This is a genomic window from Desulfoluna sp. HI9BLuna (assembly GCF_056829775.1).
Window position 1 is genome coordinate 3296506 of sequence record NZ_CP186555.1, and the last position, 18757, is coordinate 3315262.

Sequence of the window (18757 nt, forward strand, 5' to 3'; positions counted from 1 at the left end):
TCTGCCCACAAGGCGGGCATGGAGACAGGACATCATGGACATTTTCAACTATCCTTCGGTAGAGGCTGAAGCCAAGGTTCGTGCCATCACGGACCGTGGCCTGGGATACACGGCAGAGGACGAAAAGGGCGTTATCGATATTCTCGAGGCGGTTCGCACAGGCGGCGACGAAGCTCTTTTACATTATATCCGCCGTTTCGACGCCCCGGAGATGACTCTTTCTCAGCTCGTGGTCACCGAAGCCGAGATCGACGAGGCCGTTGCGTCGGTGGACGACGATTTTATGAAGGCCCTGGATCTGGCCGCCACCCAGGTGGAGTCCTTTCACCGCAAGCAGCTTGAGAATTCCTGGATCGACATGCCCCGCAAAGGGGTCACCCTGGGTCAGGTGGTCAACCCCGTGGACGCCGCCGGTGTCTACGTGCCCGGCGCCACCGGCGGCATGACGCCCCTGGTCTCCTCCGTGCTCATGGGTGCCATCCCCGCCAAGATCGCAGGGGTCAAGCACATCGCCATGGTCACGCCCCCCATGGCCGACGGCACCGTCAACAAGCACCTCCTGGCCGCCGCACGGCGCACGGGCGTGGACGTGGTCTACAAGGCGGGCAGCGCCTGGGCCGTGGCTGCCCTGGCTTACGGCACCGAGTCCGTGGGCAAGGTGGACGTCATCGTGGGCCCCGGCAACATCTACGTGACCCTGGCCAAGAAGTTGGTCTCCGGCACCGTGGGCATCGACATGATCGCAGGCCCCAGCGAGATCCTCGCCATCGCCGACGAGAGCGCCAACCCGGTATGGGCCGCAGCCGACCTTCTTTCTCAGGCCGAGCACGATCCGTTGGCCTCTTCCATCTTCGTCACCACCGACGCAGAGCTGGCCAAGAAGGTCCGCGCCGAAGTGGACCGCCAGCTGGAAGAGCTGCCCCGTAAAGAGATCGCAGGTGCTTCCATCCGCGACTACGGCGCCATCATGGTTACCGACTCCATCGAGTCCGCCTGCGAGCTGGCCAACCGCCTGGCCCCCGAGCACCTGGAACTTCTCGTGAAAGCCCCCTTTGAAGTGGTGGGCATGATCCGCAACGCAGGGGCCATCTTCATGGGCCACTACACCCCCGAGCCCATGGGCGACTACGTGGCAGGCCCCAACCACGTCCTGCCCACAGCCGGTACCGCCCGGTTCTCCTCAGCCCTTTCCGTGGAGAACTTTACCAAAAAGAGCAGCCTGATCTGCTACTCCGAAGACGCCTTCCGCAAAGAAGCCGAAGAGGTCATGCTCCTCGCCGAAACCGAAGGCCTCAGCGGCCACGCCCGCTCCGTAAAAGTCAGGGTTTCCTGATTTTGAGCCTATTAAAAACCGGCACCCCGATCCGGGTGCCGGTTTTTAGGCTAATAGTGAACAGTGAACAGGGAATAGGGAATAGGGAATAAGAATGGTGCGACCCCCTCTTCTTCTTTCGTTTTCGGCCTCCCAATGCCCCTAATCTACTCACTACTCACTATTTTCTATTCACTTTTTGTCTTGCCGGATGCGCCGTGCGCACCGCCTAACGCCCCAAGGCCCCGCCCTCCCCGCAAAAATCGCCCCCCCTCCCTCTAACGTCACCCCCTTCCAACACACCACCACACCGGCACACCGTCCAAACCAATTTTATCTCGTGTTTTCCCCAAAAAAAGGAACGGAGCCGCACCCTCCCACCTCCCGGCACGACCCCGCCCTTTTCCCCCCTTCGGTCCCTCAAGCCGCAAGCCTCCTCACCCACGGTTCTTCCCAATCTATTCGCCTCTCACCACTTGCTACTCGCCTTCCTTCACTTTCTATTCCCCAAACCGCAGGCCCTGCCCATCGACAGCCCTTCCTAACCCATTCACCACTCACTACTTGCTACTCACCTCCCTCCACTTTCTATTCCCCAAACCGCAGGCCCTCCCGACCCACAGCTCTTCCCAACCTATTCACCACTCACTACTCCCTATTCACTTTGCCCCTTCCCTTCCCCATTCGTTCCTGCTCCTCTCTATAAAACGCCACAATCCGATCCACGGCCTTGTATTGCCGCTCCAAAAGATCCTCGGTAATGGTTCTGAGGCCCCATTTCTTGAAATCGATCTGAAGGCCGTTTCCCCCCGGGGCCTCGGCAGTTTCCAGTTCGGAAAAAAATGCCCCCACGGATGTGAGGAGGCGATGAACGTCCTTAATGGCATCGCAAAGCTCAGCAATCTCCGACCCGGAAAACATGACGGGGCCGTGCTGGCTGTCCGGTGAAGTCATGGTGGCTCCTTGTTGGGTGAATGTGAGCGGTGAATAGAGAACAGGAGGCAGGGCACGGAAAAATAGTCGAAAATCAACAATTTTACCTTGAGCACAATGACCCAGCCTTATTCGCTTTAGCCTTTAGCCTTTAGCCTTTAGCCCGTAGCCTTTAGCCCGTAGTGCACCATTCCGGTTTTCAGGTATCGAAAAGTAAAATGAGACCTACCGAATCGCTCAACAACGCACCAATGCCTTATCTATTCACTACTGACTATTCACCATTCACAATTTTTTTTATGGAGGCCCCCCCGGCAAAAGGAAAAGAGAAAACCCAACCCAAACCAGAAAGCCGGGCCTGCCGCAGGACAACTCAAGCTTCCGAAGGGGCGCAACTCCGCCTGTCAGTCAGAAACCCGCGTGATCAAGGGCCATTTTGTAAGGCGATAGTGTTGGTGAAAGGCGCGCTGGATTGCGCGTGACGAGGAAAATACGACTTGAAATGGGGGTGAGTGTGGTGTAAAAAATCGTGTAGCCATGACGACCTCCCTACAAGGTTGTTTTGGTCAGGCCTGGCAGGATGTTAGCGCATCCTGTCGGGTCGCAACATGCATTCCATGATCTTCGTAATAACTAGTTATTACCTCTCACCCTAATTCCATCCTTTTGACGTGTCAATAGTTTTTTATCACTAAATCATCATGTTATTCATTTCGACTTTTACTGAAATAATGCCCGCCTCATCTTTCTGGTGCATTTACGGTCTGGCCTGCTTAGTCTCATGGGGCTGATCAGGGCCGTCACAAAAATATAAAATTCAAAAACGATGGATGCCTCCGGCGGCAAGGTGAGCCACCTTGAAAGCTGGGTTTCGAAGCGCTATGCAGAAAAAAGAGAATGTCTTGAATGAATAGCTATATCGATATTAAGCGATATAACAGGATGGGTGATAAGCAGCTTTTACAGTGTGTTGTGTAAAGTTCTTTGCAAGGGAAGATGAGTTTTTTAAATTGAAAATTTGAGATTTCAGGCGTATGACTTGAAATGACTCGGTGGTCTTCGGTTGAAAAGGTGATGCATTACATTGCCTACGAAGCTGTTTTTGATTGGGGTATCAAGGGGCAAATATGGAAAACTATCCGCATCCAAGATCAAAGGTAGAAAATTTTCTGGGTATCACCGTATTAAAGCCTCAAAAGTGGACATTGCTATCGGGGTGTATCAATAACCCATTGAGGTGGCAGGGGATGTGCTGATTGGATTAAATAATCAATTAAAAGAGGAGGCCTTGATGTGTTGTGATGTGTGGCAGTCGCTTGATGTACGAAATGGTTTGATGTGCATGATAGCAGAAACCGTTGTTCGACAGTATTGAACTTCAAAAAATGGAAAAGAACCCCTTCGACTTTCCACTTTTAGCCCTTGAATAAACGATACCTTGGAAAATTATCCATTTTATATGGGTGATACATAGAAAATTTGGTGGGTATTCAATGTTAGCCTATAACCATACAAAGGAAGATATGATAGATATTCCAAATCCAAAAGATTTTTATACCTCAGGAAAAGAACTTATAGATTTTGCTTGGGATTTAGTCGCGAATTTATTAACAAATTTAGATGAAGCTCAAGAATTAGGGTATGCACCTGAAAATTTATCATTTGAACAATATTGGGGAGCGTCGAAAAGGCGTTTAACAACGGCATTATCGACAATCCAGCAAGGAGTGGAGTTCATTCTTAAAGGTAAAATTGCCGAAATTTCACCTTACTTGTTAATCGCCGACGCACCATCCGCTTGGCCTTCACCATACAATGGTCAAGCCATACGATTTTCGGATTTCAGAACAATAGATGCGCAAGACTTAACTAAAGTTGTAGATACATTTTCAGATAACCCTTTAGATAAAAATTTTATTCATCAATTTAATGAATTAAGAGAGAAGCGTAACAAAATAATGCACTCTGTCGATAAAAATCTCTCTGTTTCTGTAACCGAAGTCATAGGGTCCATTTTATTCATGCACAAATCTTTATTTCCTGAAGAGTCATGGCCAAAAATTCGACTTGATTTCATAGAATCGTCACCCGACTCACAAATTGGTGATTTAGATTATATTATAAACCAAATATGTTGGGAAATTTCAACTGTAATTGATTCGTTATCACCAGCTCAAGTTCAAGAGTATTTCAAAATCAATAAAAAGCAAAGGCGTTACTTCTGTCCAAAGTGTACTGGTGCAGCAAATCATGATGCAGATTTCGAATATAAACTTGCTGTATTACGACCAAAAAGTCCCGATTCGACAACTTTGTATTGCCCTATTTGTGACGATACTTTTGAAGTTGATAGAGTTGATTGTGAAAGGGACGATTGCCCAGGTAATGTAATTGCAAAAGATGGTATTTGCCTTACCTGCTGGGACTATCAATAAAATAAACTCGGACGTCACAAAGCAGCTCCGCTCGTTCCTCGCTCTGCAACTTCGTGCCGACGGTTATTTAAGCTTTATGTGTACGGAGACAATATTAAATGAAATCGGAAAATTTATTTTTTAGCTATTATTACAAAAATTCAACTGAATATGATCGGCTTATTGAAATGCTTAAAGGGCGGGGATATTTTCATTATTCCAATGCTTCTCTTGACGAGGATAGCAGTGCTGAAAATGAAGATTATATAAAAACAAAAATCCGATCAAAAATAAAATGGGCAGGGACAATTGTAGTGTTGGTTGGGCCGGGAACTTACACTCGAAAATATGTTAATTATGAAATTGAATATGCCAGGAAAAAAGAAAAAAGAATAGTTGGTGTCTATTTGTGGGGTGAATCTCAATCAAAACTTCCAGCAGAACTTCGTAAAGCTCATAATGAAGATTATGGTGATCTTGCGTTAGTTAGGTGGAACTCTAATTCCGTAGTAAGTGCAATTAGGGGTACAAACTCATGGGATGAAGGGGATTAACATGATCGGAGCGAAGAGAATTTGTTTTGTTATTATGGGGTTTGGAACTAAAACTGATTTTTCAATAGGCAAAACACTTGATTTGGATCAAACGTACAAGAATATAATCCAGCCAGCTGTTGAAAGTTCAGGCTTCCAATGCATAAGAGCAGACGAAATACAGGAATCAGGGTTAATAGATAAGAGTATGTATGCACTTCTTATGCAGGCTGATTTAGTAGTAGCAGATATATCTACATACAATCCAAATGCAATTTATGAATTGGGTGTAAGGCATGCTGTGAAGCCATATACTACCATCGTGCTAATGGAAAAAGATGGAAAAATTCCATTTGATCTCGACCATACCCGAATCTTCAAGTATTCTCATTTAGGGGTAGATATAGGTGTTGATGAGGCTAAGCGCTGCCAACAAAAACTATCTGAGTTGATTGATCTTACATCGAAAAAACCAATAGCAGATAGCCCATTGTATGAAAATTTTAAAAAAGTTGTACCACCGACCTTACCTAAAGAAGAGTATGAACGGATAATTGGTGAATTAGCAGAAAAAGAAAAGCACATTTTCGCAATCGTTGAAAAAGCAAAAAAAAGTATGGTTGAAAGCAATTTTGAGGAAGCAAAAAAATATTGGAAAAAAGCAACTGAAAAAATCCCATCAGAAAGTTATTTTGTTCAACAATATGCTCTATCAATATACAAGTCAAAGCAACCAACTGAATTATCGGCTTTATCAGATGCGTTGAGGGTTATGGAATCTCTTGATCCAGATGGTGATACAAATGATCCAGAAACTTTGGGGATTACAGGAGCCATATATAAAAGAATGTGGAGGGTAAATAAAGATAAAGAGTATTTGAGGCGAGCTATAAAATATTATGAAAAAGGATTTAATCTTAGAAATGATTATTATACTGGTGAGAATTATGCATTGTGCCTTAATTTGATGGCAAGTATCGAGGAAGATGAAGATGAGAAAACTTACTATTCAATAGCGGCTAAAAAAGCAAGACATCGGATAATAGACGATCTCATTCATGCTTTAGAAAATGGCGACGATGTGAATCGAGCAGATATTAAATGGGTATATGCCACTTTGGCTAATTGCTATTATGGGATCGGTAATGATAGAGATGGGGCTAGTTGTGAAGCAAAGTTTTTAGAGACAACTAATGTTAAATGGGAACGTGACACTTTTAATCAGTCGAAGGCACAGATTAAGGAATTAATTTAAGATGTAGTATGGAAGAATTTACAAAAAGGGAGAGGTAGATGAGCGTTAGACAAATCCATGTATTTATCAGTCATGCTTGGTCATATTCAGTTCACTATGACACGTTGGCAGGTTGGATTTTTAATGGGACTTGGAGTGTGGGACAAGCTTCATTAGATTTTCGAGATTACTCTGTTCCTCGGAATGATCCCATTCATAATGCAGACAACGATGCCCAACTAAGAGCCGCTCTGTATGACAAAATTTCAAGAAGTCATGTAATTGTTATTCCTACTGGTATGTATGCTAATTACAGTAAATGGATTCAAAAAGAAATTGACGGTGCAGCTACATACGCAAAACCCATATTAGCCGTTAATCCATGGGGTGCCCAGCGTACATCAACTGTTGTTAGTAATTCCGCCCAGAAAATAGTTGGTTGGAATAAAGACACAGTTGTTCGCGGTATTTGGAATTTATATCAATAAAAGCCACTACTATGGATCAAGCAAATATCTTAGTGAACGTTTAGAAAATAAATTGAGTGGTATGATACAACGAGTCAGAAAAACCAGAACTGGTTGAAGTCCCTTCGGATAACTGAAATAATATGTGCTGCCTTGATCCCACTTGTTGCTGGAGTCTCCGGTACTATTTCAGGCGGACAAATTCTCATGGGAGCTCTCGGTGTTGTTATAGCGATATGTACAGGGCTGTCTTCCTTAAATAAATATCAAGAAAGTTGGCTTACCTTTCGTACCACGTCCGAAACACTTTGGCATGAGAAATATCTGCACCTAACCATGTCTACACCTCTATAGAGATAATTCTCTTTTAAATCAATTAATAAGACGTGTAGAAGGTATTATATTAAAAGAAAATTCTCAATGGTCTCGCTATACGAAAGACAAATTACATAACAAAGCTATTTAGCCGACGCAAAAAGCCGAGCGGGTGAATAGCGGCGTTAAATTATTATCACCAAACATATATCTACTAACACTCTGCGGAGGATTAAAAATGCCAGATCTTCACAATTATCGACTCTTTATCAGTCACAAATGGGCTTATGATGACGACTACAACAGAGTTATTGAATTCTTAGATAGAGCCAATAATTTTAAGTATTCAAATTATTCTGTTCCACGCGATAAAGGGTTTGGTCAAATGACAAAAGCTGAATTGAAAGAAGAAATTCGTCAACAGATTAGACCAGTGGAAGTTGTTATCATTCTCGGTGGAATGTATGTTTCGTACAGTGATTGGATTCAATTTGAAATTGATTTTGCTGAGTCAGTTAGTAAACCTATTTTAGGCATCAAGCCATGGGGTTCAAAAGTGATGCCTCAAGCAGTAACAAATGCTGCCGATAAAATTGTTGGTTGGAATACCGATAGTATCGTTCGCGCTATTCGTGACTTAGCATAACTAAATAGACATGCGCCCCAGAAATGAGGCGCAAACCGTAAGGTTACCATGAAATATCCATCACTATACAATGTTGCTGATGCTGCGTCGCTGAGTTCACAAAACTACTTTTTACGACTCACAACTATCCACTCTTTACTTTTGATTTTTGGTACATTGTTAGCGGTCAATATCATGCCCCATAAAATCTATAGTATTATCATGGCGGTCTTTTATTTGGCTGGTTTGGGTGTCTCAATTTTCTTAGGTGTAAAAAAATATGAAAAGACTTGGTATAACGGAAGAGCTGTTGCTGAGTCTATTAAAACATCCACATGGCGATATGCCATGAGAGCGAAACCTTTTGATGATGCTCCTTCAATCCAAATTCCAAAATCAAAATTTAGAAACTTGTTACAGCAAATAATTGAATCAAACAGAGAATTGGGTGACTCAATTGGTGCTTGTCAAGATCTTACTGAGCAAATCACACCTGAGATGAGCCAGATAAGAGACTTAACAACGAATGAGCGTAAGGATTATTACTTAGAACATCGAATTGATGAACAACGCCATTGGTACGCAATGAAAGCAGCTTATAATAAAAAAATGAATAAGCGCTGGTTTATTGGAATTATCGTAGCTCAATCATTGGCTGTTGTGTGTGCCCTCTTAAGAATTGCATATCCCGACTGGAAATTTTGGCCCACTGATGTTTTTGTTGTTATTTCTGCGTTTGCAATCAGCTGGATGCAAATTAAAAAATTTAATGAGTTAGCATCTGCTTATTCACTTACTGCTCAAGAAATTGGCATCATAAAAGGTTTAGCTGAAGAGGTTGAAACAGAAGGCCAACTATCAAAGTTTGTAATCAATGCTGAACGTGCATTTTCGAGAGAACATACACAATGGGTTGCCCGTCAGAACGGATAAAGATTTAACAATTGGCTTATGGCCGACCCCAAAAAGTTGGCCACATCTGTCGTGATTTCAACCGCTATCCCTACCAGCTCTCTGGGGTGGCATAGCCATGCGTTGGGCATCGTGGCACTGCGAAAGGAGATAATGAAAGCGGGTGATCTAATCAATTCAATAACGTGCCATGTCCAACGTGATCTGGACAGGGAAAACACAATAGATTGGGTATACTCTCTTGGCTGCGTTGACAAGGCCTTAAGTCATCATTGCCCTAACGCCAAGGCCACTTATCTATTTCGTCATCAATTAGCATTTATACATGCCATGGGCTATGGCGTGATAGAGGGCGTGCCAATCCCATGTAATTTTAGAAAGGTCACCGATTCAGTAGAACAAATTAAATTGTCGTGTAAACACCGGCGATTGAGGAATATTAGTAGGCGTGTTGGATTCCGAGTTGATCACATACATTTTGGTCAAACAGGATTTATCGAAAAAAATTGGGAGAATCAAGCGAGAAAGAGTGGGGTAGCCAATTTCAGTGATGCAAGTGATGCATATCGATCGCTAATAGATTCCATATCCAAGGAGAGAAAGACGGGCGAGTGGATAGTGTATTCTAACACTGATGATCAGCTATTATTATGGTGTTTATGGTTGCATGAGCTAAGTGATGAGGGCTTGTCAGATGTCATTACGGAATATATGCCCAAGAAATAAATGCAGGGGACGCAAAAAGCCGCGCCCCTGATTTCAGCGTTATATGAACAAACCATGATGTGAATCGGACAAAAAACAACATAGGCTCTAAATGAAAAAAATTTTTAATAACGAACAAAATGCAGTCATTATATCAAGATTTTATTCAAGATTAGATTCAATAGCTACAAATGATAGTTTTGAGTTATCTCGAAATTCTACCATTTTGTTAGTCCTAAATTCTATTTTGAATCTGCCCGATCAGTGGGATAAAAGCTGTCAAATTAATATTTTGTGGATTGGAGACCACTTCATTAGTTCACTTTCAAATGAACAAGATGAACTTTCTAATGAAAAACTAAATGATACTTGCTCAATGTGCTTTAGATTTTTTTTTGAGTTGTACTTAAGTACTAAAAATTTTTTATCAAGAGAATTCGATCAAACTAAGAAATTTTTAATTTCAAATATTGATTCATTCGATCAAAGATCTAAAGATCAAATACTTTATGCATTCTACGAGATGCCAACAAACATACTAAAAGATCTATTTAACAATGAATCATTTACAAATTTAAAAGACTTTAAAGAATTATCTGAAAAGGCGAATGCTTTAAAGTCAGAGTGGAACAATGAGTTCAAGAAAGCCGCTACGCGGCAAATCATTCCTCAGCCGGCATAGCAAAAATCAATACCCCTACATACCAGCATATTTAAAACGAAAGAAAAACATCGTAGCCTTCCTGTAACTCAACCAATTCTAACCAAAGGAGACTACGATGCACGACTATTATGAAAAATCAATGCGCGCTTTGCAACTGGCAGGTTTGGGAAAAAGCACCCAAAAGGCATACACACGCGCTGTTCGTAAGCTTGTCGATTATTGTGGCAAGACGCCTGACAAAATCACGGAAGAAGAAATTGAAGCCTACTTTCTTCATCGTCGAAACGTTGACGGGTGGTCGGCTCCACCATGGGTATCGCCCATTACGGAATCAAGTTCTTCTTCACCAATGTGTTAAAGCAAGACTTCCATCTCTTTTCTTACCTGAAGGCCAGGCGGGAAAAAAACCTGCCGTGTATCCTCAGCCGTGAGGAGGTCTTCCGCATATTGAATCATGTGACAACCCCACACAATTTGGCGTTTTATCATACGGTCTATGCATGCGGCCTCAGGTTATCTGAAGGCCTCAATCTCCGAGTTTCAGATATCGACAGCGCCCGAATGATGCTTCACGTCCATCGCGGCAAGGGGGCCAAGGATCGTTATGTGCCTTTGCCGGAACACACACTGGGTATCCTGAGGCAATACTGGTGCAATCACCGCAACCCCACCCTGATTTTCCCTGCTCGGGGACGTGGGAACACAGAAGCCCCCACCACCGATAAGGTCATGTCCATTGAAGGCGTGCAGGGCGCCTTCCGAAAGGCCCGATATGCAGCGGGCATCAAGAAACGCAGGGTATCCATCCATACATTGCGCCATTGTTATGCCACCCACCTGCTTGAGGCTGGAGTCAACCCGAGGGTCGTGCAACGTTACATGGGGCATAGCAATCTCGAAACCACCATGGCTTACTTCCATCTCACACAGAAAGGGATTGAAGATTCGTACCGGATCATCAATCACGTGATGAGGGGGGACAGCCATGAACAAGATATCTGAAATCTTCCGGGAGTTCGCCCCCGAGTATCTGGATCGGTTTGGGGCATCCGTGCCGAAGACCCATCGCAAAACCATCGGCGCCATCCTCTCTTGCCGAACGCAGGCCCATGGGCTGCTCTACTATGAGTGCGAAGCGTGCGGTAAAATCCATGCTTTCTATCGTTCCTGCGGGAATCGCCATTGCCCGGCGTGCCAAAATCATAAGGCCCGCCAGTGGATGGCTCGTCAGATCAAGCGGCAGCTCCCGGGCCATCACTTCATGGTGACCTTTACGGTGCCGGAGGAGCTGCGGAATGTGATCCGCTCCAACCAGAAGGCTTGCTATGGCATGATGTTCGCGGCCTCCTCCCAAGCCATGTCAGAACTCGTGGGCAGGGGACGATGGATGACGGGTAAGACACCGGGATTTTTTGGCGTGCTGCATACCTGGGGACGCCAACTTCAATATCATCCCCATATCCACTACCTGGTCCCTGGAGGCGCTGTCTCAGGCGATGGAAAGGCTTGGCACCCCACAAGCGAAGGCTTTTTGCTCCCCTACAAGGCGCTGTCCGCCCTGTTCCGCAAAAAGTTTAGGGGGCTGATGGAAAAGGCTGGCCTGCTTCACAACGTGTGCCCCGACATCTGGTTTGATGGCTTTAATGTAGACGTCAAACCCGCTGGAGGTGGCCAGGAGTGTATCAAATACCTGACGCCCTATATCTTTAAAGTCGCCATCAGCCAGAGCCGCATCGAAAAGGTCGAAGGGCGCGAGGTGACCATCACTTACAAAAAGAAAGGTTCCCGACGCCCCAGGCGACTGACACTTGAAGTGATGGAGTTCATGAGGCGCTACCTCCAGCATGTGCTCCCCACAGGGTTTATGAAAGTGCGGTATTACGGCTTTATTAGTCCGGCGTCGGTCCTCGACCTCAAAGAGGTGCGCAAGCAGGTCATGGATGCCTTGCAGGGTGGGGATATCGTTCCACCACCCCAGGTCCCTGCAAAGCCATCGCTATGCAAATCCTGCGGAGGCGTGCTCAAATACGTCTGTGGTCTTTATGCTCTGGTTCTTCCACCCGACGATGACGGGTGATGGGGTATTGCCGACAAGCTGAATGTCAAAGAGCTGACTCCATGCCAAGGATCAGAGCCCTTGGGGTGCGCCTTGAGGCATGAACACGCCAAAACAGGGAGCACGCCGAGCCACAAAACACGAGACAAATCAGTGAAACCGATGCGACGAGTCACCACATCACGTCAATGAAGCAGCCCATCTCGCAACTCAGAGGTGGGCTCCCGCCTGTTTGCTGAAAAGCAATACCCTATAAGACCATCGAGTACCGAAAACCGGGCTTCTTGAACAAAGGATTGATGTGACCTTCGGTCACGAGCAATCCTTAATGTTAGATGAAAAAGAAAAACAGGTTACAAGCCTAAAGGAATCTCTTGAAAAGTATAAAAATGGATTTAATTTCGTTGGCTTATATGAGGGCTTCAATGATTTATCAACAGAAAAGTCAAATGAGCTCAGAAAAATCAAACTTGGAATGTTTATATTAACATTCGTAGCATTGACACCAATTACACTTGAATTATATTCGATATACACACATATAACAAACATTTCAGCTATTCAAAACGCTCTAATCGTTTCTATATTTCCTACAATTTCGTTTGTCGTTTTATCAGTTTATTATTTTCGAGTTTTTCTTTTTAACTACAAATCTGTAAAATCTCAACTTCTCCAAATTGATTTACGCAAGACACTATGTCGATTCATTCAAGGATATGCTGATTATTCACAGGAAATGAAAAAGAAAGACAAAGACTCATTATCAAAATTTGAAAATATTATATTCTCAGGTATTGTCTCAGATGATGGTAAATTACCTTCTACATATGATGGTCTGGAACAATTATCTAACATAATTAAATCCGTAAAATCTTGATCATATAACAAAAGCGAAGGGAAACAGGGGACAGGCTCTTTATGCTTTTCCATGTGCTCATAAAAACACAGAAAAAGAGAGGGCTGGGTTTCGAGGATTTTGGTGAAATTAAAGAGAATTAAGGATAAATAGCGGCAAGGTGATGGGCTTGAGTTTTTATTTTTTATGTAAAAATAGTAATGAATGCTTCTTGCGGGATCTTGAAGCTTTTTTTATAAGATTGATCGCGCCCCTTGGCTGGTAACATTTTTGATACATATTGTGTTTGTGTTTTTTTTGACATATGGTTAGCTTCATTAGTTAATACGGATAATTGATTATTTTGTTCATGGTTTAAGTGTTTTGATGATTGCATCAATCATCTATTGGCTTTTAATTATTTGAAATAATGAACCCCCCAAACTTCTATATTTGCTGTTGTTTCCTGCGGCAGAAAACAAAAAAGTTAGTCTTTATGCCTCTCTCGTCTCTTGGCGTCTCTTGGGGTCCTGTTCGTAATTGATAGGCTTTGCAATAAGTGTGAAGGGTAGGGGGTTCATGTTTCAAAATAAAAAATTGCAGCCTGACTTAAAAAGAGATTTGCAGAAGTCTTCACTACTTTTTTCTTCTCTAAAAACAGGCTATGACGTGGCTGACTTTTTGGAAATATCCTATGGGCAATTGGTTTATTTGCTTTACAAAAGAAATGATAGTTTAAAGTATTCCTCATTCAATGTCCCAAAAAAAACAGGTGGCTCCAGAGAAATATCAAGGCCGGAAAAAGGTATTGATATTTTACAAAAAAAATTAAAACCGTTTTTAGATCAATATTATAGAGTTAAGGCGCCAGTGCATGGTTTTGTTAAGGATAAAGGCATAGTAACTAATGCTACTATGCATCTCAAACAAAAACATGTATTAAATATAGACCTTTTGGATTTTTACGGATCGATTAACTTTGGTAGGGTAAGGGGGATTTTTATTGCAAGACCTTTTGCTTTTGGAAAAAAAGCCGCAACGATATTGGCTCAGTTATTATGCTTCAAAGGAACTCTTCCACAAGGAGCATCAACATCTCCTGTGATTTCAAATCTCGTTGCTGCCAACTTGGATAAAAGACTGATATCTATCGCTAAGAAATACCATTGCCGTTACACGAGATATGCTGACGATATCACCATTTCAAGTACAAAAAAAAATTTCCCACGTTCATTGGCAACCTTTGATGGGGATAATCCTATTACAGGAATTGTCAAAGTAGGAGATGTTTTAGAGCGTGCAATTCAAGACTCTGGTTTTTCGATAAATTATAAAAAAGTACGATTACAAATTCCAGCATGTCGGCAAGTGGTTACTGGAATAACCGTGAATGAGTTTCCTAATGTAAAAAGAACATATATTCGCAACATAAGAGCAATGATTCACGACTGGCAAAATAACGGTCTTCTTGAAGCGGAGAAAAATTATATATTAAAACATCCCGAAAAAATTAAGGCTTTTGCAAAAAGTAAAAAAGATGGGTCCTATTTTCGGGCTGTTTTATATGGAAAGTTATCATATCTTAAAATGGTAAGAAGTTATCATGGGAAAAGTGATTCTGTTGTTTCTAATTTTGCAAGAAAAATAGGTCAAATTGACCCTGAACCGCCCAAATATATAAAGGAAATTATTACATTGAGCGAAAAATACGATATTTTTATTGGGCATGCAAGTGAAGATAAAGATTTGATAGCTAAACCTATATATGATGCTTGCAAAGCTAAAGGGTTATCACCGTTTTTAGATAGTGTCCATATTGAATGGGGTGATTCATTAATTGAAATTATTAATAGTGCGCTTGGAAAATCAAAGTTCTTTTTAGCTGTGATGTCGGAGAAATCTATTGTAAAAGCCTGGCCGACCAAAGAGCTACAAAGTGCAATTGCAAGAGAAATTTCAAACGAACAAAAAGTGTTACCCTTAATTGTTGGGGATAAAGATAAAATACTTGCAAAATTTCCGTTGTTAAAAGACAAATTGTTCATTGAGTGGGCTGATGATGCAAAAGACATAGCTGAACGTCTTGAAAGAATGATAAAAAAAGCTCTTAAGGATGTACCAACACAATAGTCTTAATTTTTAAAATTCCACAAGGTTGACGGCCTTGTTAAAGACCGCCATACCGATATGAAACAGGACACAGGCTCTTTATGCTGGACCCCTCGCCCTCGCCCTCGCCCTCGCCCCTTTCTGTGAGATAGTTCCGTAAATCAATATCACTCCGTAATCATATGAAAATCGACCCACCAAAACCAAAGCCACATTAAATTCTGTAAGACCGTGAAGGAGGGTGCTATGCCGCGAGTTCCCCGTATGGTCGTGACGGATTCAGGTCAGAAGGCCGCTTACCATGTGATCAGCCGAACTGCGCTGGACGGCCTTCCGTTCGGGAAGGTTGAAAAGGACGAGCTGGTTCGTATCATTCAGACATTTTCATCGGTTTATTGTGTGGACGTTCTGGGGTTTGCCGTTATGGGGAATCATTTTCACCTGCTGGTTGAGGTGAGCCCTTGCGACATGATTTCCGATGAGGAGGTGCGACGGCGGTTTCAGCGTCTTTATGGTGAAGATGCGGCGTTTCCCGAGGGGCGGCTTACGGAGTACCGGGAGCGGTTCTGCAGCCTGTCAGCCTATGTGAAGGACATCAAGCAGCGGTTTTCCTGTTTTTTCAATAAACGTAAAAAGCGAAAAGGGACTCTTTGGGGAGAGCGCTTTAACAGCGTGATTGTTGAGCAGGGAAACACCTTGATCCACTGCCTTGCCTACATCGACCTGAATGCGGTGAGGGCCGGTATCGTGAAACGCCCAGAGGACTATCGCTGGTCCTCAATTGGATATCATATTCAGACCGGCAATAAGGATGGTTTTCTCTCGTCGGACCTGGGGGCCCCTGATTTCGTTGTTGACGATGCCTTAACGCAGCTCAGGGCATACAGAGAGTATCTCTACCATGCCGGAGCCATCGAGAAGAGGGGAAAAGCGCGGATATCCAAAAGGGTTCTGGATGAAGAGACGGTGCGAGGGTTCGAGATGAATCGCGTCAGACGCCTTCGATACAGGTCCCGGTATTTTACGGATTCGGGGATTATTGGGTCCAGGGTATTTGTCGAAACCCGCTACGAAACGTTTAAAGACCGGTTCCAGACGACGCGGGAAAAGATCCCGCAGCGTGTCAAAGGAATTGAAGGGATGTATTCTCTAAAGCGACTGACCGAGGCTTGAGCGGATGCATTGAGGGACGTGCAGGCGTTCTTTCGGGATGGGCCTTAGTTCGGATAATCGCTTCTCAGAGGCGGATTTTTCCACACGGCATGGCGGGTGGTGGGAAACGCCTGCGTTGTGGCGGGGTTCAACAGGTGGTGGCCCGATTCTCCTGTGTAGTACGCTCGGGGGGACCCTGAAACATCCTGATGGGAACAAGGAGCCGACTGCAGGGTGTTTTCCGTTGTGTTGTGAAGGATTTGATCGTTGGGGTCGGCAACCACGATCGCAGCGGCCAGGAGGATGCCGAAGAGTGGAAGTACTGTTTTGATAGCTGGGCGAATCATTGCGTGAGTTATACCTTTGAGGATCATCACATCAGTGTCGAAGCCGAGACAGTGACGGTGTGTTGATTGATGGTTGATTGTGTCTGAAAAACAGCAGAAACCTTATACGTAAAAGCGGCGCTTTACAAGGATATGGTTTGTTAAGACAGTGTTTGGCAAAAGTAGAAATGCACAAAAGACATAGAAAGCGGGTTTGTGCTAAGTGAGTAAGCCTGACCTCAGTAGTCTGCGCGGTTTGAAGTTTCATCTCAGGGTACATCAAATGGAATAAGTTTTCAGGTTTACAAACAATAGCTTGGAGGTTGATTGTGAAAAAATGGTATGATGAAGAATATGAATGGGACATCGAGGTGACAGGGTTTCTTCGAGGTGATCAAACAGAGGGATATTGCAGAAACGGTGAGGAAATTGGAGATAAGTACACCTGCACGTATGGCTGCCCTGTGAATAAGGATGGTCAGGGTATCTGTTCCAAAGTAATGATGATGATGTTCCCAATCATGGAGGCGGTCAGAAGTGGGGGGGATTTAGAGAACATCGGTGGAAATGGTAAATACAACAAGGACATTGTATGCCCGGACGGTTGCGTTATGTTTCGGATGACTGCAAAGAAACTTGGACATGAGAATTTTTTTAAGGGAACGTTTTTCAGTTAGTTTTATTTCTATTGTGTTCTGCTTGAGGGTAAGATGACGTGTGTATTTGCCCCCTTATAAGCAGGGGAGTCTCTTTTTATGTATGTGTAGTGGAGATATAAGAGTTGTTTAAAAACATGATGTTATGTTTGATGATTTTCGTTTTTACACCTCAAGCTGAAGTGCACGCTATAGACTATCCCCCTGAGCTGAAAGAGATTTTTTATAGGACGACTGACCTTAATGGTTCTCTAACCAGGGAAATGCATGACGAATTTTGGGATATTCTGAATCAGTCTCTTACAAAGGCACAAATTGGCAATTATGCAGCGTATTTGTTGGATGCCCAGGATTATCAGAAAGAGATATGGGTTAGTGCCAAGCTTTCATACAAAAATGGGAAGGTTGTCAGGACGTGCAAACTCATCGTGTTGCAGATGGTGTTGCCCATAAGATTCGAGTTGATGATACCGTTTCCAAAAAATTCAGCGGAATATATCTCTGAACGGCGCACATATGAAAGAAAATTTAAAAAAAGTGTTAAGAAATCCAATGGGATCTTTGAATTGGCAGCAAATCGGCCTGATGAATGGCAGAACGACCTTATAAACTGGAGCCAAATCAAGAAAGCCATTGCACATGCAGAGGATAGTTATTCAAGGGTGGAAAAGCTGCTAACCGAAACGTGGCATGATTGAAGATCTATTATAAAACCTCGACATCTGCAGCTCTGATGACTTGAATATGGGTGCTCTCGACTCATGAAATATCCGGGATAGGGTTTAACAGCCATGTTCCCTCTCTTCTGCCGTCCAGGCCTTTTGAGCGGCAGGAGAGGGCAACGTAAAACGGTTTGCGGGATTATATTAGAACGGGCTCTGCCGGAGGCACAGCCGACAGTTCGAATGTTTACAGGGGGGATTGATTTGGACAAGGATATGAAGGTTCTCATTGTGAATGATTCCTCTGCAAAGAGACGATTTATCAAGGCCTTGTTTAGAGATAATGGTTTTACAAATACATTTGAAGCTGATGACGGGCATATCGCTTTATCCATGCTGAAAGAGGAGGCATATGACTTCGTTGTCACAACGTGGAATATGCCGATTATGAATGGCATCGCATTTTTCAACGAGGTTCGTGACACCCCTGAATTAAAGACTCTGCCCGTTTTGATCATGTTCGAACCGGAAGATAAGGAGCACATGGCTGAAGCCACTCAGGCCGGGGCATACGTGCATCTTGCCGATCCTTCTGCCGCCGGTGCATTTGGGGTGATTGGTTAGGATGGGGATTGGTTGCGTTGCTTCTTTCCTCAACGCTGTGCCAGCCGACCCTGTCATCAATAAAGAGCACCCCAATTTTCTCACCCTTCTTCTGCGTTATCAGGACCTTTATAAAACCACGATTTCTTCAGCTCTGATGCTTTGACTATGAGTGCACTCGGCTCGTGAAATATTCGGGTTAAGAAATAGATTGTGTCGAATGAGTAGGAACCCAGCCCTCTTT

19 protein-coding genes are annotated in these 18757 nt (G+C 43.8%); 18 read left to right on the plus strand and 1 reads right to left on the minus strand.

Annotated elements, in window-relative coordinates; translation table 11 throughout:
- Positions 1-34 precede the first annotated feature (34 nt).
- Positions 35-1333 (plus strand): histidinol dehydrogenase, encoded by a 1299-nt coding sequence (gene hisD / locus ACOYW0_RS13325; RefSeq protein WP_092213131.1) that lies wholly within the window; start codon positions 35-37, stop codon positions 1331-1333.
- Positions 1334-1960: 627 nt separating this feature from the next.
- Here the strand turns inward: hisD and ACOYW0_RS13330 are convergent.
- Positions 1961-2266, minus strand: coding sequence for a hypothetical protein (locus ACOYW0_RS13330; protein ID WP_482414360.1), 306 nt, complete (start codon positions 2264-2266; stop codon positions 1961-1963).
- Between the two features lie 1502 nt (positions 2267-3768).
- Between ACOYW0_RS13330 and ACOYW0_RS13335 the strand changes: the two genes are divergently transcribed.
- The 17 genes from ACOYW0_RS13335 to ACOYW0_RS13415 all read left to right on the plus strand — a co-directional run bounded on the left by ACOYW0_RS13335 (position 3769) and on the right by ACOYW0_RS13415 (position 18534).
- Entirely contained in the window at positions 3769-4680 is a 912-nt protein-coding gene (locus ACOYW0_RS13335; protein WP_482414361.1) for a hypothetical protein, read from the plus strand.
- Positions 4681-4778: 98 nt separating this feature from the next.
- Positions 4779-5213 (plus strand): TIR domain-containing protein, encoded by a 435-nt coding sequence (locus tag ACOYW0_RS13340; RefSeq protein ID WP_482414362.1) that lies wholly within the window; start codon positions 4779-4781, stop codon positions 5211-5213.
- Position 5214: 1 nt separating this feature from the next.
- The gene (locus tag ACOYW0_RS13345) at positions 5215-6447 is read left to right on the plus strand and encodes a TRAFs-binding domain-containing protein (protein ID WP_482414363.1); all 1233 of its coding nucleotides are present in this window, start codon (positions 5215-5217) and stop codon (positions 6445-6447) included.
- Positions 6448-6485: 38 nt separating this feature from the next.
- On the plus strand, positions 6486-6914 hold the full coding sequence (locus ACOYW0_RS13350; protein WP_482414364.1) for a TIR domain-containing protein: 429 nt from the start codon (positions 6486-6488) through the stop codon (positions 6912-6914).
- A gap of 51 nt (positions 6915-6965) precedes the next feature.
- Positions 6966-7247 carry a DUF4231 domain-containing protein gene (locus tag ACOYW0_RS13355; RefSeq protein WP_482418834.1) on the plus strand — a complete coding sequence of 94 codons (282 nt, stop codon included), beginning with the start codon at positions 6966-6968 and terminating at the stop codon, positions 7245-7247.
- Positions 7248-7446: 199 nt separating this feature from the next.
- Positions 7447-7854, plus strand: coding sequence for a TIR domain-containing protein (locus ACOYW0_RS13360; RefSeq protein WP_482414365.1), 408 nt, complete (start codon positions 7447-7449; stop codon positions 7852-7854).
- Between the two features lie 48 nt (positions 7855-7902).
- A complete protein-coding gene (locus ACOYW0_RS13365) occupies positions 7903-8766 on the plus strand; it encodes a DUF4231 domain-containing protein (protein WP_482414366.1) in 864 nt (287 codons plus the stop codon).
- A 796-nt stretch (positions 8767-9562) separates the two neighbouring features.
- Positions 9563-10132, plus strand: coding sequence for a hypothetical protein (locus tag ACOYW0_RS13370; protein WP_482414367.1), 570 nt, complete (start codon positions 9563-9565; stop codon positions 10130-10132).
- Between the two features lie 97 nt (positions 10133-10229).
- On the plus strand, positions 10230-10472 hold the full coding sequence (locus tag ACOYW0_RS13375) for a site-specific integrase (RefSeq protein ID WP_482414368.1): 243 nt from the start codon (positions 10230-10232) through the stop codon (positions 10470-10472).
- Positions 10424-11116 carry a tyrosine-type recombinase/integrase gene (locus ACOYW0_RS13380; protein WP_482414369.1) on the plus strand — a complete coding sequence of 231 codons (693 nt, stop codon included), beginning with the start codon at positions 10424-10426 and terminating at the stop codon, positions 11114-11116. Before ACOYW0_RS13375 ends, ACOYW0_RS13380 begins: the two co-directional genes overlap by 49 nt.
- Positions 11100-12191, plus strand: coding sequence for an IS91 family transposase (locus tag ACOYW0_RS13385; RefSeq protein ID WP_482414370.1), 1092 nt, complete (start codon positions 11100-11102; stop codon positions 12189-12191). Before ACOYW0_RS13380 ends, ACOYW0_RS13385 begins: the two co-directional genes overlap by 17 nt.
- Before the next feature lie 307 nt (positions 12192-12498).
- Entirely contained in the window at positions 12499-13047 is a 549-nt protein-coding gene (locus ACOYW0_RS13390) for a hypothetical protein (RefSeq protein WP_482414371.1), read from the plus strand.
- A 537-nt stretch (positions 13048-13584) separates the two neighbouring features.
- Positions 13585-15135, plus strand: coding sequence for a TIR domain-containing anti-phage reverse transcriptase (locus ACOYW0_RS13395; RefSeq protein ID WP_482414372.1), 1551 nt, complete (start codon positions 13585-13587; stop codon positions 15133-15135).
- A 225-nt stretch (positions 15136-15360) separates the two neighbouring features.
- The gene (locus tag ACOYW0_RS13400; protein WP_482414373.1) at positions 15361-16287 is read left to right on the plus strand and encodes a transposase; all 927 of its coding nucleotides are present in this window, start codon (positions 15361-15363) and stop codon (positions 16285-16287) included.
- 634 nt (positions 16288-16921) lie between these two features.
- The gene (locus ACOYW0_RS13405; RefSeq protein WP_482414374.1) at positions 16922-17269 is read left to right on the plus strand and encodes a TIGR04076 family protein; all 348 of its coding nucleotides are present in this window, start codon (positions 16922-16924) and stop codon (positions 17267-17269) included.
- Positions 17270-17373: 104 nt separating this feature from the next.
- Complete coding sequence (locus ACOYW0_RS13410) at positions 17374-17946, plus strand: hypothetical protein (protein ID WP_482414375.1); 573 nt, start codon at positions 17374-17376, stop codon at positions 17944-17946.
- Positions 17947-18186: 240 nt separating this feature from the next.
- Positions 18187-18534 (plus strand): response regulator, encoded by a 348-nt coding sequence (locus ACOYW0_RS13415; protein WP_482414376.1) that lies wholly within the window; start codon positions 18187-18189, stop codon positions 18532-18534.
- Positions 18535-18757 lie beyond the last annotated feature (223 nt).